We start from the raw sequence: 15,139 nt of genomic DNA, 5'->3' as shown, positions 1-15,139 counted from the left end.
ATTTTTATCAGTTATTCTTTTACCTCAATATTTAATTTCACTTGCGAATAATTACTTCCATCATACCAGTCAAATACAACCTTATAAACACCGGGAGTATTGTAAGTGTATGTATAATCTTTGGAAGTAACACTATTTAAAGAGACTCCTTTATCGGGGGTACCTTTTCTGATATAAACAGGTTTGGAGATAACCCAATCGTCATTAGTTGGCTTATTAGTACCTCCTATTAACACTAGCTGTTGAAGAGATACATTCCAATTTCGGCTCGGATTTAAACAGTCAACGGCTGTCCACCAATCTTTCGTAGACATCTTCGCTAAATTACTCCTAAAACCTTCCGGAGAAATCAAGTCCATTTCGAACGTTCTGACAATCCAATCATTCCGTTTCTCTACAGCTTCCTCTTCATCTTTATGATGAAAAGCCACAAATATCCGGGCATTAGGATCATCACCAGCAGCTTCTTTCAGACTAACTTCACCTGAAGGCGTTTTATCTGCTCCTGTCGAGAAAGCAAATTTATCTGACAAATCAACCCACGTAGCAGCTTCTACATGTCCCTTTTCATACACACCATCAAAATCTGTTGATATTTTAAACTTTAAAAGTTGATCCACATCATAACGCACCCATGTCGAAAAATTCACCACGATGTCATTATCCGCATAAAACCTTTCTCTGAAATCAAAGTTATGTCCACTTTCTCCAGAATAGAAAACTACATTGCTGGCATTATTACCTGTCAAACTAAACGTTATAGGCTCTCCTACCTTACATTCCACTTTATCCGGCAAGACACTCAACGAAGCAGGAATCTCTTCTTCTACTTTACCTTGCACCTCCACAGTAAGCTTCGTCAATGCATGATCATTGCCATTATACCAGTCAGATGTGGTTTCGAATACAACCTCATAGATTCCCGGTTTAGTATATACGTACTTATACTCATCCATCGTGGTACTGATATTCTTCAACGCAACGCCCGTATCCGGAGTTGTTTTTCGGACATCAAAAGCCTGCGAAATAACCCAATCTACATTCTTCGGCTGATTAGCTCCACCATCAATTAATATCTGGCTGGTAGAAGCAACATTCCATGTCACTGCTGGATTTTCAAAATCAACCACCTTCCAGCCCATAGTAGGCATCGTAGCCAAATTGCTTCGTACCCCTTCGGCAGAAACGCAGTCAAGTGTGATGGAACGAATAATCCAGTTATTCTGCCGTGCTTTCTGTTCATCTTCATAACGGAATGCAACAAATAACTTTGCATCCTCTTCCGCACCGACATACTCTTTCAAATTCACCTCTCCGGAAGGAGTCTGATCATCCCCTACTGAAAAGCGGAACTTATCAGACAAATCAATCCATGTAGCTGCTTCCACATTCTCTTTGTCATAGATTCCACTAAAATCAGAAGAGACCAAGAATTTCAGATTATGATAAATATCTCCATAACGCACCCAAGAATTGAATTTGACCAACAGGTCACCATCCGCATGATATCTTTCTTTATAAGCATAATTATGTCCTACCTCTCCCGAATAGAACACTATATTATCAGGGGTTCCGTTCAACTTGAAAGTCACAGGTTCGCCCACCTGATAGACTTGTTTATCCAGCGCCACGTTCAGTTCCACACTTGGAGCCTCATCTTCCATGCAGGAAACCAGCCCCACAAGTAACAAACCACAATATCTTATTATATTTTTCATGTTCGATTATTTTAAAAAGATAAAAAATCAATTACCAACCCTCATTCTGCGTCATTAGCTTGTTGACGGTAATCTCCGTATTCGGAATCGGGAAGAGAACGTTACGGTCCGTTATATTCTGCCCTACTCTACTTGCATATTTGAATTCCGACGGAGCAGTCGTTGAAATTTCCGTACCAAAAGCCTTCATCGTAGCCACATATTCTCCCCAACGGAGCAGATCGAGTTTACGCATCCCCTCAAAGCAAAGTTCCCTAAAACGTTCTTTTTTTACTTCTTCCAAGAAATCTGTCTTAGCCAAATCTGCGGGAAGGTCCACTGTCGCATCAGCAGTATGAATCGGCTTCCCATAAGCTCTTCTTCTCACCTGGTTGATTGCATCGTACGCTTCGTCGGTAGGACCGTTAACTTCATTCTCTGCCTCTGCTTTCATTAAAAGGACATCACTGTAGCGGATAACAGGAAAATTTGTGGAATTAAAGAGACGTGCTTTTTGTCCTATTTCGTACTCTCTTCTCCATTTACCCGGATTACGATTATATATCTGAGTAGCCGAGAACATTACTTTCTCAGTTACCTGAACCACTTCTACCTCCTGTGTTTCCTCATTGACCTTTCTTTTTTCCACTACATTATAGTAATAAGGAGCTACGTTCCAGTCCTTACGCAAATCACTTTCTCCATATAAATCATAAAGTCTTTTAGAAGCCTTCATCGGACCTCCTGAGTAGCCTATTGATTCATCACGGCACAAAATGCCATTCTCCACTCCTACGGAGCCGGCCAAATCTACCGTACCAATTTTGTTACCATACATACCTATTTCCCAAATACACTCCTTGCTTTCATTAATATCTTGCGAATGATTAATAAAGATTTGTTTATAATCGGGGTTCAACTCATGCTTCGTGGAAGCAATCACCTTGTTGGCATATTCCAAAGCATCCGCATAGCGCGTTTCGTCTTTCAGCGGTTCACCCGCCATTTTAAGAAATACTCTTGCCAAAATAGCCTGAACCCCCGTTTTGGAAATTCGTTCGTTATAGCCAAGTGCATCAATATCCAATACCAGTTTTTCCGCCTCTTGCATATCCTTTACAATCTGTTTGTAAATATCCGTCAATGGCGATTTCGCCAAATAGTTATCATTGGCAGACATTGTCGGAGCAAGTTTCAAAGGTACTTCACCAAAGAAAGAGGTCAGCAAATAATAGTAATATCCTCTCAAGAAAAGTGCCTCTCCCTTTGCTGCTTTCATCATATCAGTATCCAATTCTTTACCTTCAACACTATACAACAGAAGATTGGCTCTGTTCACTCCTTCATACAACACTTCCCAGAAACGTCCGACATCCAGATCAGCGGCATCCATTACGCCTGCACGGATATTAGTGTTATTAAAATTATTAGTATAAAAAGACTCGTCACTCAGTACAAATAAGCTAAAAAGTCCCTTACTGTACATTCTTCCGTTTGTGTCAATCAGACGATTATACACTCCGTTCAACGCCTGCAACAGTTCGCTTTCCGTATTATAATAATAATCAGGAGAAACAAAATCAGGTTCCTTATCAAGTATGTTCGAGCAAGAAGTTGCTAACAGACATACGGTTATCCATAACAATATATTATGCTTCATATATACGATTTGATTTTAAAGGTTTAAAAAGAAATATCAACTCCTAATGTCAAAGTTCTCGGCCTTGGATAAGGAGACCAATCGAAAGAGGGCGTCAACGCTGTAGGGCGAGTAGAAACTTCCGGGTCCGGTCCTGAATATTTAGTCCATGTAATCAAGTTCTGCGCAGAAGCATATACTCTCAATGACTTAATATTTATCTTTTTCAGCCATGCGTTCGGCAACCTATATCCTAATGATATCGTTTTCAAACGCAAGAAAGAACCGTCTTCAATAGTACGCGACGAATAAACAGCCGGTCCTTGCCCACCTATCCGATAGAGCTCGTTTGTCTGGTTCTCGGGAGTCCAACGGTTGGCAAACGAAGCAAACATATTGAGTGAGGTACGGGCATTCGGATCACCACCTTCAAACTCAATACGGTTGGCATTCAGCACATCACCGCCATAGCTCCATTGGAAGAATACGTTTAAGTCAAAATTCTTGTACTGAAAGTTATTACCAAATCCACCGATATGCTTTGGATTCGGATTACCGATAATAGTCAGGTCATAGTCATTCACCACTCCATCGCGATTAATGTCCTTGAATTTGATATCTCCCGGCTGAATTTTTTCACGTGCATTTCCATTATTAGGAACACCGTCTTTCAATATATAAGATTCCCCTACCTTATCGAAATCTGTATACTGATAAACTCCATCAAAAATATGTCCGTAGAACATAGCAATCGGATGTCCCGGAATAGCAATATAAGGATAAGCATTGTTGAAATTACCCCAGTTCACACGGCTTGCCAAACTCGGTTCATCATCGTTCAATGACAAAACTTTGTTGCGATTGAATGATATATTGAAGCTGGAAGTCCAGGAGAACTCTTTCGTTTGTATATTTTTAGTGTCAATGGTCAGCTCAAGTCCCGAATTGGAAACCGATCCAACATTTCTATAAGCAGACAAAAATCCCATACTAGGTGCCAATGTAGCATTCAACAACAGGTCTTTCGTTTTCTTATAGTAATAATCTGCCGTCAACGAAATCCGATTATCCAAAAACGACATATCCAATCCAATATTAGTCTGTACGGTAGTCTCCCATTTTAGTTTGGGATTTCCCAACGTTTTCGGCACTACCCCTTTACCCGGTGTATTACCTGTACTGTACCCAGAGTCTGCCGTTATCTGTAAGGCTGTCAGTGCAGCATAGTCCGTCACACGATTGTTACCTGTCGTACCGATACCTGCCCTCAGTTTACCACTACTAATCCATTTTACATTTTTCACGAATTTCTCTTCACCAAATCCCCAAGCAGCGGAGGCAGACGGGAAATAAGCCCAACGGTTATCTTTTGGGAACTTCGACGAACCGTCGGCACGGAATGAAACGGTCAACAGATATTTGGACTTATAATTATAATCCGCTCTTCCTAAATAAGAGACCAAGCCGTTGGCTGTCTTACTGATAGTGGCGGACGCCAGTTCACCCTCATCCAGTCCGGCGATCCCCAACGCCTCATTAGGGACATTTATCGCTCTGATTTCATCAATAAATGTACTATTATCCTGCACAGTGAAACCGCCCAGCACTTTCAGACGATGTCCCTTCTTCAAGGGAACATCATATGTCAACGTATTTTCGTTCAACAGGCTAGTTCGCTCCGTGTTGGTTATCCAACCATTCACCTTATTATTAGTATAACGATGTCCCCCACGAGAGTTAGAGTTGAAAAAGACTTCTTTCCGTTGATGTATCTTATTATATCCACCGGTAATCTTGAGAGTCAGGTTCTTTAAAATTTTATACTCAAAATAAGCGTTACCGATGAAATTGTAAGTAAACAATGGGTTATACTCATTTTCAGCTGCCATCAGAGGATTGATTCGAAGATCGGTAGTCGGATCGGTTGATTCATCATACAAATCGTTCAACAAGTCACTATCATTGACACCTGCTACCGGACGGTATCCCCACAATGCATACATCAAACTCGCTGTAGGGCTGGTCTGCGATTCAGATACAATGGTACCATATTTCTTCGAATATGTATAATTGGCATTAATACCTACTTTTATTTTCTTGGTGATTGTCTGATCCAATACAAAACGACCTTGATACTTTTTATAACCGCTGTTCAACATAATACCTTGCTGATTCACCAATGAACCGGAAACTGAGTATCTCGTCTTTTCAGTTCCACCCCTGACAGCTATATTGTGGCTATGCACCAAAGCATCCCTATACACCTTGTCCTGCCAGTTAATACCTTCGATATTCCGATAATCTTCCAATGTCCTTTCGCCAGCCAAGTAGCGCTTACTGTAAACGTTGTAGTCTGCTTCCAACTGATAACGCACAAATTCATAAGGATCAAGCATTTCCTGCTTCTTGATAATCTGTTGTACACCTACCCAGCCACTATATGTCACGGTAGGCGAACTAACTTTTCCTTTCTTTGTAGTTACCAAAATTACCCCGTTCGCACCTCTCGCACCATAGATAGCCGTAGCCGACGCATCTTTCAATATTTCAATAGACTCGATTTCTTCGGGGTTCAGCATATTCCCCACTGCCATTTCCAGCGGAAAGCCATCCACTACATATAATGGGGAATTATCCTGAGTTACCGAGTTATTACCACGGATAACAATCTGCAAGTCACTACCCGGCTGTCCGTCGGAGGAAGTCACCTGTACACCTGCCACACGACCTGCAAGACTTTCTTCAAAATTAAAAACCGGCGCTTTACGCATATCTTGCACATTCGCCTTTGCAATAGCTCCTGTCAAATCCTTACGAAGTCCGGAACCATACGCAGTAATCACCACTTCATCTAACAATTCTGAAACGGCACGCAAGCGAATAGTCAGCTTCTTTCCATCCTCTACCGTCACTGCCTGTTTTTCGTACCCAATAAAAGAAATCTCTAATTTTGTATTATCTCCATCTATCCGGATAGAAAAATTCCCATCCAAATCACTGATAGTACCCACACTTTTCCCAGCAACTGCCACAGAAGCCCCAATAATAGGTTCTCCTGTTTCAAAATCAATCACCGAGCCAACTACCGTTCGCGTTTTTGCCTGTTGGGCAATCTCCATACTGTTCATTTTTGAGACATCTTCTGCCGAATGTACTACAGAAGAAAAGGAAATAAATAAGTACATAAGACTACAGCATCTAATGTACCACTTCGCTTTTGAAATAACTGCGTTCTTCATGGTGCAATACTTTATTTCTCGTTAACAATTTAAATGGTATATCTAAGTTTTCAACCTTAGCAACTGGTCTACTCTGGTCTGTTAGATTTTGCAAACATAGTGATTATTTATTAAACTCCAAATAAATTTAAAGAAAAAAGCATAATCATTCTTTCAAAGCTCCCTAGAAAGCCCATAAACAAAGGAAAGTGCATTTTTTTTATTTTTCAGAAACAAAAAAAAGAAAAACGGGACATACCTCTTTAATATAAAAAGGCTGTGTCCCGCAAATAATTTGGTCCGAGAAAACGCGATTTCAACTCATCTTCCTAAGAGAAGATTCCCTGATATTTAATTTTGCATCCAGAATAACCGACTTCGACAGCATTTTATCCTCATTATTGACATTATGCTTGATTTGCTCCAATAATAATTGTGCAGCATTCCGCCCCATTTCAAAAGTAGGTTGCTCCACGCTAGTCAGATTAGGTTCCACAATAAATGCTTCCTTAGATTCGGAAAAACCAACTACTGCCATATCCTCCGGAATTCTAATCTTGTTTTTCTGAAGAGTTTTCATCGCTCCTATTGCCACCGGATCGTTCACTGCAAAGATTCCATCCGGCATTTTTTCCATTTCAAGAATCTGATGAGCCGCCATGATTCCTTTCTCCATCATTATTCCGCAGTCGATGATCAAAGACTCTTCAACCGGCAAACCATACTTTCGCAAGGCATCCATATATCCTTTTTTGCGTTTCTGTGCGATAAGCAAATCTTCAGAACCTGCCAAATGAACAATCCGTCTACACCCTTGCTGTATCAAATGTTCAACTGCAGCAAAAGCCCACTTATAATCATCAATAACCACATAAGGAGCACTCAACTCTGCACAAATCCGATTGAAGAAAACCACAGGAAAATTATTCCTAATCAAGTCAGAAAAATAACTGGTATTTTCCGATTCCTGGGTCACCGAGATCAGAAAGCCATCCACCATCTGCGCTTCCAACGCCTTCATATTCCGCAATTCATTCTCATGCGATTCATTAGATTGCATTATCAGCACATGATATCCTTCAGGATTCAGCACACTCTGAATACCCATAATCACTTCAGAAAAGAAAGAATTGACAAATTCAGGTACAATCACTCCGATAAACATGGACTGGCTTTGTTTCAGACTCAAAGAAATCGGATTTGGCTTATAATTCCATTTTTCTGCAAGTTCCAGAACAGCTTTGCGTGTTTCCGGATTAACGTCCCATTTATCACACAAGGCTCTGGAAACTGTAGAAGTCGAAATCTTCAGTTCCTTGGCTAAATCCTTGATGGTCACTCTTGGTTTACTCATAAACTATCGCTCACTCTAAAAAATTTCCCGAATATAATGAAATTCCGGCAATTGGAATGTTAAAACTCCAAGAGTTTAATTTCGGGAACGTTTGCGGTAACGTTCCCGATGATTTATATTCCGAATTACTTGTTTATCTGTAGAATCAAAAATATATTTGCTGCCAGCTTAGATGTTTTTCAAACCTATTTTGTTAACTAAATCATTTGATATGACTACTCTCGACATCATTACTATCATACTATTCTCCCTTGGAGTTGTTTTAGTCGGATTGGCTTTCTCCCAAAAAGGTAAAAGTATGCAATCTTTCTTTGCCGCCAACGGAACCATGCCGTGGTACATGAGCGGCCTCTCACTGTTTATGGGATTTTTCTCTGCCGGCACATTCGTTGTATGGGGTTCTATAGCCTATTCCATGGGCTGGGTTTCAATCACTATCCAATGGACAATGGCAATCGCCGGTTTCATTGTGGGATTATTCATCGCGCCCAAATGGCATAAAACGGGGGCACTCACAGCAGCAGAATATATACATAAGAGATTAGGCAAATCCACACAGAAGATATATACCTACCTGTTCTTATTTATCTCTGTATTTCTTACAGCATCTTTCCTATATCCGGTAGCCAAAATATTAGAGGTTTCCACCGGGCTGCCTTTAAATACTTGCATTTTATTATTAGGAGGGTTATGTATTTTGTATGTGTCTGCAGGAGGATTATGGGCAGTAATTTCCACAGACGTACTTCAATTCGTTATTCTGACAGCAGCGGTTATCATCGTGGTTCCTTTATCTTTCGATAAGATTAACGGAGTTACCGCACTAATAGAGCAGGTGCCCGACACATTCTATAATCTTCTGAACGATGAATATACTTTTGGCTTCCTGGTAGCTTTTGGAATCTATAATACTATATTCCTGGGTGGAAACTGGGCATATGTGCAGCGATATACCTGCGTCAAAACACAAAAAGATTCCCAAAAAGTAGGTTATTTGTTTGGAGCCCTATACATAATCAGTCCAGTGCTATGGATGCTTCCACCAATGGTTTACAGAGTATATGACCCTTCGCTCTCATTACTTGATGCAGAAGGCGCATATCTGATGATGTGCAAGGAAGTACTTCCTAACGGGCTTTTGGGCTTAATGATCGGTGGCATGATTTTCGCAACGACCAGTGCACTGAATTCAAAGCTGAATATTGCTTCAGGAGTCATCACCAATGATATATTCAAAAACCTAAGGCCAAAAAGTTCTGACCGTACCCTTATGTACGTCGCAAGAATCTCGACTATTCTCTTCGGAGTATTCAGCATATTGATAGCCATGCTTATTCCTAAAATGGGGGGAGTTGTAAACGTTGTTATCAGCTTGGCGGCATTGACAGGCGTTCCTTTATATCTGCCTATCATTTGGACACTATTCTCTAAAAGACAGACTGCGACTTCGAATATCACGACCACTTTATTAAGCTTGGCAGTCAATGGTTTATTCAAATTCATCACTCCACTGATGGGTTTCTCCCTCAATCGTGCCGAGGAAATGATTCTTGGAGTTACTTTCCCAATCCTATGCCTGGTCATTTTTGAGATATATTATAAAGCAAAGAACAAGGAATCGGAAAAGTATCAATCTTACTTAATATGGAATAAAGAAAACAATGCCCGGAAATTGAAAGAAATCGAAGAAAATGAATCGGCAGAGAAAGCGGGCAATAATTTCAGCAAACGGGTAATCGGTTATGGCATCTTCGCTTCCGGAACTGGCATTGCGATATTGGGTGGTATGGCAGATAACGGACAAAAACTTATCATCACAACTGGCGTCGTTTTTGCTCTGCTCGGATTACTAATGACAAGAAAGTCCAAACCAACAATATCTAAAGATTGAGAATTATGAAAAGTAACTATATTCTTATCACAATGATAAGTATTTACTTCATATCCAATACTATACAGGCATGGTGGCATTATTTATAATTCCTAATATTGTCATGTGTTTGATATATGGAAACCGGAAATGCCAATTGAAGGACTTTATATATGGCTACCCATTAAGTTTCATAATTAAGTATCGAGTGGAAAGACAGGTGGAATTTAAGTATTTTTCCCGATCAGGAGTAATCAATCCGCCATCGCCAAAGTCAACACACTAATCCGTGTTCCTTCGACCTCCGCCAGCCGTGAAGCACACGCGATAATCGTGGCCCCTGTAGTCAATACATCGTCCACAATCAAAATATGCTTTCCGGTCAGAGAATCCGCATGATTCAGTTCAAAAATTCCATCTACATTCTCCCAACGTTCGAATACGGATTTGCGTGTCTGTGTCTCCGTATTCTTTCGGCGAACCACCGATTCTACACATACGGCAATACCCGTCACAGCCGCAATACCCCGTGCTATACATTCGCTTTGATTATAGCCACGAATCTGTTGCTTCTTTTTATGCAACGGTATGGGAATTATCACGTCAACTCCTCCGAAGAAACCCGAGTCCAATAGCTCGGCAGCCATATATCTTCCCATGATTATTCCAACCTCTTTCTTTCCCCCATACTTCAACTGATGAAGAATCTGTCGGAAATCGCTCCCTTTCCGGTAGAAGAAAAAAGAAGTGGCTCGTTCTAGAGGAATTTGTCCCCAGAAAAGTCGCTCTACCGGATTATCCTTCCGGAGATGATAGTTCGTACGCGGGAGATTGATATTGCACATAGTACAAAGACATTCTTCACCTTTTGCCAGCGGTCTGCCGCAAACTACGCAACAATGGGGAAACAATAAAGATAAGAATGAATTGAGCCAGTCTTTTATAAAAAATGTGTGTTTCATAATAGTAGCAAGGATTTAATAAGCAGGCCGTTTCTCCTACATATCTAACGGAGGGACCTCCGCCAATAGTTTCTGAAATAGAGAATGAAGGTATCCGTTCGTTGCAATGATATGATGTCCTTCTATAAAGTGGTCCTCACCATAGAAATTAGTAACTTTTCCTCCTGCTTCCTGCACAATCAAAGCTGCCGCCGAATAATCCCACTTTCCAATAAAAGCTTCCGCCCAAGCATCAAAACGCCCCATAGCCACATAACAAATGGCTGCGGCGGCCGAACCATTCATTCGAATACCACCTACTACCCCATAAAGCCGATCTATCAAATGGAGAGCCGTTTGTTTATATTGCAGATGGTTATAAGGCAACTCGGTAATGACGAACGCATCTTTTACATCCCGAATATCCGATACATGGATTTCCTTACCATTCATAAAGGCCTTTCCACCTTTCCACGCATAAAAACATTCATCCCGACAAACTTCATAAACGACCCCCAATAAAAGCTCGGTACGATTGCGCAAAGCGATACATACACAATAAGGAGCCTCATCATGGATATAATTCGTAGTGCCGTCCAACGGGTCAATCACCCAAAAATAAGGTTCATCCTGGTAAGTGACCGACCCTTCTTCCGTTATAAATCCAGCTTCGGGTAGTAAAGCGGAAAGAGCTTTCACTACACGTACTTCCGACTCCTTATCTACATAAGAGACATAATCATGCGCATGTTTCTCTTCAACACGTTCACGACGGAAATTCTTACGCTCTTCTTTCAAAAAATGTCCAGCCTCAGTTGCAATACGGCACACATCTGCTGTAAGTTGCTTTAAATCTAACATTCCAATATCTATATTAAAAGTGCCTCGAAGGTATAGCTTTTCTCACGAAAAACCATTGAAAGGAATTGCTATTTTCATAAGAGTAGCAAACTTTAAACATTCATAGTAAGAAAACAAAAATCCCGGCATACCCTAAGTTCAAGTTATAAATGCGACAGTTGAGTGAGAATATAGTTTAGAAAAATATTTTTAGAGAGAAGCGGATGAAAAAAATCTTCATCTTGCTTCTCCCTTGGAATAAAGTTTCTATCTTGCTCCCTCAATCTCCTACCAAATCAGTCGCATGATGAAACAATTAACCGAAGGACAAAGATACAAATTACAAGCGTATCTGCAAGCAGGAATTAAAAAAGATGAAATAGCCCATTTGCTGGGTATTCATCGTAGTACCCTTTATCGTGAGTTATGTCGCAATAAATGGAATTCCACGGACTCTTATGATGCTGACTATGCACAGTATCGTTACGAACGTCGTAAAGAGCAACGTATTCGTCCACAGAAATTCACAGAGTGTGTCAAGGCCAGAGCCACAGCCATGCTTGTCCAGCTGAATTATAGCCCGGAACAAATAGTAGGAAGATGTAAGGGGCTAGGCTTCCCGATGGTTTCCGTGGAGAGGCTTTATCAGTGGATATGGGACGATAAACGAAAAGGCGGGGATTTATATCGGTCACTTAGAAGAAAGGGGCGGAAGCATGGAAAGAGAGGTTCCGCACATAATAGTAGAGGATGTATTCCCAATCGCAAGGATATTTCGGAAAGACCTGCTATTGTGGAGAAAAAAAAGAGATGGGGAGATTTGGAAATGGATACTATTATTGGAAAGAATAATAAAGGGGCTATTCTTACAATAAATGAAAGAAAAACTGGGTGGCTATGGACATACAAGTTGCCAAGTAAGGAAGCTAAATATGTGGCGGCAGCAACCGTGCAACTATTGAGACCATATAAAGGGCGAATACATACAATTACTTCAGACAATGGATCAGAATTTGCAGACCACCAATATATTGCGAAAGAATTAGGGATAGATTTTTACTTTGCAAAACCACATCACCCATGGGAAAGAGGAGCAAATGAAAACCTAAATGGATTAGTCAGGCAATATATACCGAAAGGCATTTCGTTCGAATATATTACACACCAATATATAGAGGAAATTACATTAGAAATTAATCAAAGACCAAGAAAAAGATTGGGATTTTTATCACCCAAAGAGGCACAAAATTTTAGAAAGATTAAGCAGCTCAAGAAAAAATTGAACTTATAAAATAAGGAGGTGTCGCATTTACAAATTGAATTCAGCTACTAGAACGTTTTTTTTATTTTCATCTCTCATATCTCTCATAAATTACAGTTAACACATACACTATCAATAGAATAGCAAATGAGAGATGCTCCTACCAGCCTGTATCTCTCATACTTTTCCCATCATCTCTCATACTTTCCTCAATATATCTCTCATAGCAATTTGCATTTAAAAAAACAACCAACCGTATTTTACAGACCAAACTACTACGTTTTATGCACAGAGTACCTATTAACTATCTGTTTATTAACTATAAATATCACATTTTCAATAAGCCATCACAACCGTTCCACTATAGTGAACAGATCCGTCTACTCTAGTGCACAGTACTGTTCACTGAAGTACACAAAACCGTTCACTAGAGTGGAACGATTATCATGCCGGTTAAATCATCTGTAAACAAAAGCAAGATATGACAATTACATAAGTAATTTGACACAACAATAGCAAAGATTCGAGACAAAAACTCCGGTCTCTTATCCCTTGATATCTAAACGAATCCGGTCTGACATCATTCAAACCAGATCTTTTAAATATCTCTAAGATTTGCTTTTTCCACAGAAATTCCCGAATATTGCACTCTAATATTAATCGAAAAGGATTCATGAAAAGAGTCGATTCTGTTATTTCCCTGATATACTCACTCTCGAAATCAGAAAAAAAGCACTTTTCCTCGCAAGTCGTCAAGGACAAAGAAGAAAAAGACTATCTAGTGATTTATGATATCATCACGAAAAGCAAACAGCCTAATGGAAATACTGTAAAAGAAGAGTTCTATCAACGGAGACCTAACGGTTCTTTTGAAGTATCCATCCAATATCTATATGAAAAACTGGTAGACACGCTACTCACGCTAAGAAAGAGAAAAGACATCTATTATGACCTATTGAACGATCTGTGCAAAGCTCGTATGCTTTATGAACGTTCCTTATTTGAAGAATGCTTTGAGATCTTATCCAATACAATAGAACAAGCGCAATTTTACGAAAACAATGAAATTTTGACGATTGCACTGAAACTGGAACTGGAATATCTACTCCATCTGAATTTTCCCGGCATGACAGAGCAGGAGCTATACCATAAACATTTCATCCAGAATGAGGCACTCAAAAGAACCCGGAAAATCACGGAACAATCTTCTTTACATAATCTTTTGAAATATCGGCTCTCACGTAAAGGTACTATTCGCACTCCCAAGCAGAAACAAGACATGAATGACCTAATGGTGAATGAGCTCTATATTGCCGCATCTTCCGACTCGGAAAGGAACTTTGAGCTGACAAGAAACCATAAACTATTTCAAGCAAGCTATCTGATGGGAGTCGGTGACTACGGAAGCGCACTGAATTCTTACAAAGAACTTAACGATTTGTTTGAAGAGAACCAACAATTCTGGGCCAATCCACCCATTTACTATTTATCTGTGCTCGAAGGAGTACTAGATAGTCTACGTTCCATCGGAAACTATGATGAAATCCCCTACTTCCTTAATAGATTACAAAAACTGACAATTAATACTCCCATAGAATTTAAAATAAACATCATCTGTCTACTTTTTCAGTATGAATTGTTTCCTCATCTTGACAAAGGAGACTTCACTAAATGTATAGAGATTATTAATCAATATAAAGAACCCCTATATGACAAAGAGTCCTGGTTGAATCCTATACGAAAAAGCGAATTACTATTGTACACTGCTATTGTCCATATCGGAAATAACAATTTCAAACAAGCAAAAAAATATATCAGCAATACTATTCTCGACCACAATCTCCGCTACCTCCCCATAATGCGTACCATACGTCTAGTACGCCTCATCGCCTACTATGAAATACAAGATTTTGAACTTATCAAGCACGAGTCTTTCTCCATTTACAGAGGACTTAGCAAAAAAAAAGAACAGTCTTTCAGAACCGAACATATCATACTGCACTTCCTAAATAAACGCGATCTTCCTATATTAAAGAAAGATAGAGAGGCTTTATGGGAAAAACTATCTCCCGAAATTAATAATCTCCATAATGACAAATATGAAAATCAATTGCTACGGATTTTCGACTTTACGGCATGGATAGAAGCTAAAATTCTAAAAGAAAAGCTATCAGACGTCTTGGCACGTCATGCAGAAGTTAAAAAACACCATTCAAGGTAATCATTTCCCTGCATTTTTTGTTTTTGGTTTTATCAATATAGTCGGAAGGAAAATCGGCTATAATGGATATTCACGGCTTTCAAACAGCAATAAATCTC

The 15,139-nt window shown here is 39.8% G+C and carries 9 protein-coding genes; 3 read left to right on the top strand and 6 right to left on the bottom strand.

All coding sequences use genetic code 11. From position 1 onward, the window contains the following. Positions 1 to 11 precede the first annotated feature (11 nt). The 4 genes from ACNOGP_RS06350 to ACNOGP_RS06335 all read right to left on the bottom strand — a co-directional run bounded on the left by ACNOGP_RS06350 (position 12) and on the right by ACNOGP_RS06335 (position 7,908). Positions 12 to 1,718, bottom strand: a complete 1,707-nt coding sequence (locus ACNOGP_RS06350) for a DUF5017 domain-containing protein (RefSeq protein ID WP_287667635.1) — start codon at positions 1,716 to 1,718, stop codon at positions 12 to 14. A 31-nt stretch (positions 1,719 to 1,749) separates the two neighbouring features. Next, complete coding sequence (locus ACNOGP_RS06345; protein WP_272720643.1) at positions 1,750 to 3,357, bottom strand: RagB/SusD family nutrient uptake outer membrane protein; 1,608 nt, start codon at positions 3,355 to 3,357, stop codon at positions 1,750 to 1,752. A 23-nt stretch (positions 3,358 to 3,380) separates the two neighbouring features. Further along, positions 3,381 to 6,521, bottom strand: coding sequence for a SusC/RagA family TonB-linked outer membrane protein (locus ACNOGP_RS06340; protein ID WP_255508142.1), 3,141 nt, complete (start codon positions 6,519 to 6,521; stop codon positions 3,381 to 3,383). 349 nt (positions 6,522 to 6,870) lie between these two features. Next, on the bottom strand, positions 6,871 to 7,908 hold the full coding sequence (locus ACNOGP_RS06335) for a LacI family DNA-binding transcriptional regulator (protein WP_186968328.1): 1,038 nt from the start codon (positions 7,906 to 7,908) through the stop codon (positions 6,871 to 6,873). 211 nt (positions 7,909 to 8,119) lie between these two features. On the opposite strand from ACNOGP_RS06335, the gene ACNOGP_RS06330 reads away from it, so the two are divergent. Next, complete coding sequence (locus ACNOGP_RS06330; RefSeq protein WP_418214358.1) at positions 8,120 to 9,799, top strand: sodium:solute symporter family protein; 1,680 nt, start codon at positions 8,120 to 8,122, stop codon at positions 9,797 to 9,799. 233 nt (positions 9,800 to 10,032) lie between these two features. Here the strand turns inward: ACNOGP_RS06330 and ACNOGP_RS06325 are convergent, their stop codons facing one another. Further along, on the bottom strand, positions 10,033 to 10,740 hold the full coding sequence (locus ACNOGP_RS06325; RefSeq protein ID WP_186968330.1) for a ComF family protein: 708 nt from the start codon (positions 10,738 to 10,740) through the stop codon (positions 10,033 to 10,035). A 36-nt stretch (positions 10,741 to 10,776) separates the two neighbouring features. Continuing rightward, on the bottom strand, positions 10,777 to 11,580 hold the full coding sequence (locus ACNOGP_RS06320) for an inositol monophosphatase family protein (protein WP_186968331.1): 804 nt from the start codon (positions 11,578 to 11,580) through the stop codon (positions 10,777 to 10,779). Between the two features lie 283 nt (positions 11,581 to 11,863). Between ACNOGP_RS06320 and ACNOGP_RS06315 the strand changes: the two genes are divergently transcribed. Then, a complete protein-coding gene (locus ACNOGP_RS06315) occupies positions 11,864 to 12,850 on the top strand; it encodes an IS30 family transposase (RefSeq protein WP_418214039.1) in 987 nt (328 codons plus the stop codon). A 643-nt stretch (positions 12,851 to 13,493) separates the two neighbouring features. After that, positions 13,494 to 15,041 (top strand): hypothetical protein, encoded by a 1,548-nt coding sequence (locus ACNOGP_RS06310; RefSeq protein ID WP_418214357.1) that lies wholly within the window; start codon positions 13,494 to 13,496, stop codon positions 15,039 to 15,041. The last annotated feature ends 98 nt before the right edge of the window (positions 15,042 to 15,139 follow it).

The organism is Bacteroides difficilis (genome assembly GCF_048319815.1).
In the GTDB taxonomy this organism is placed as follows: domain Bacteria; phylum Bacteroidota; class Bacteroidia; order Bacteroidales; family Bacteroidaceae; genus Bacteroides; species Bacteroides zhangwenhongii.
The sequence above is the reverse complement of the archived record's forward strand: the minus strand, read 5'-3'. Positions and strand labels throughout refer to the sequence as shown.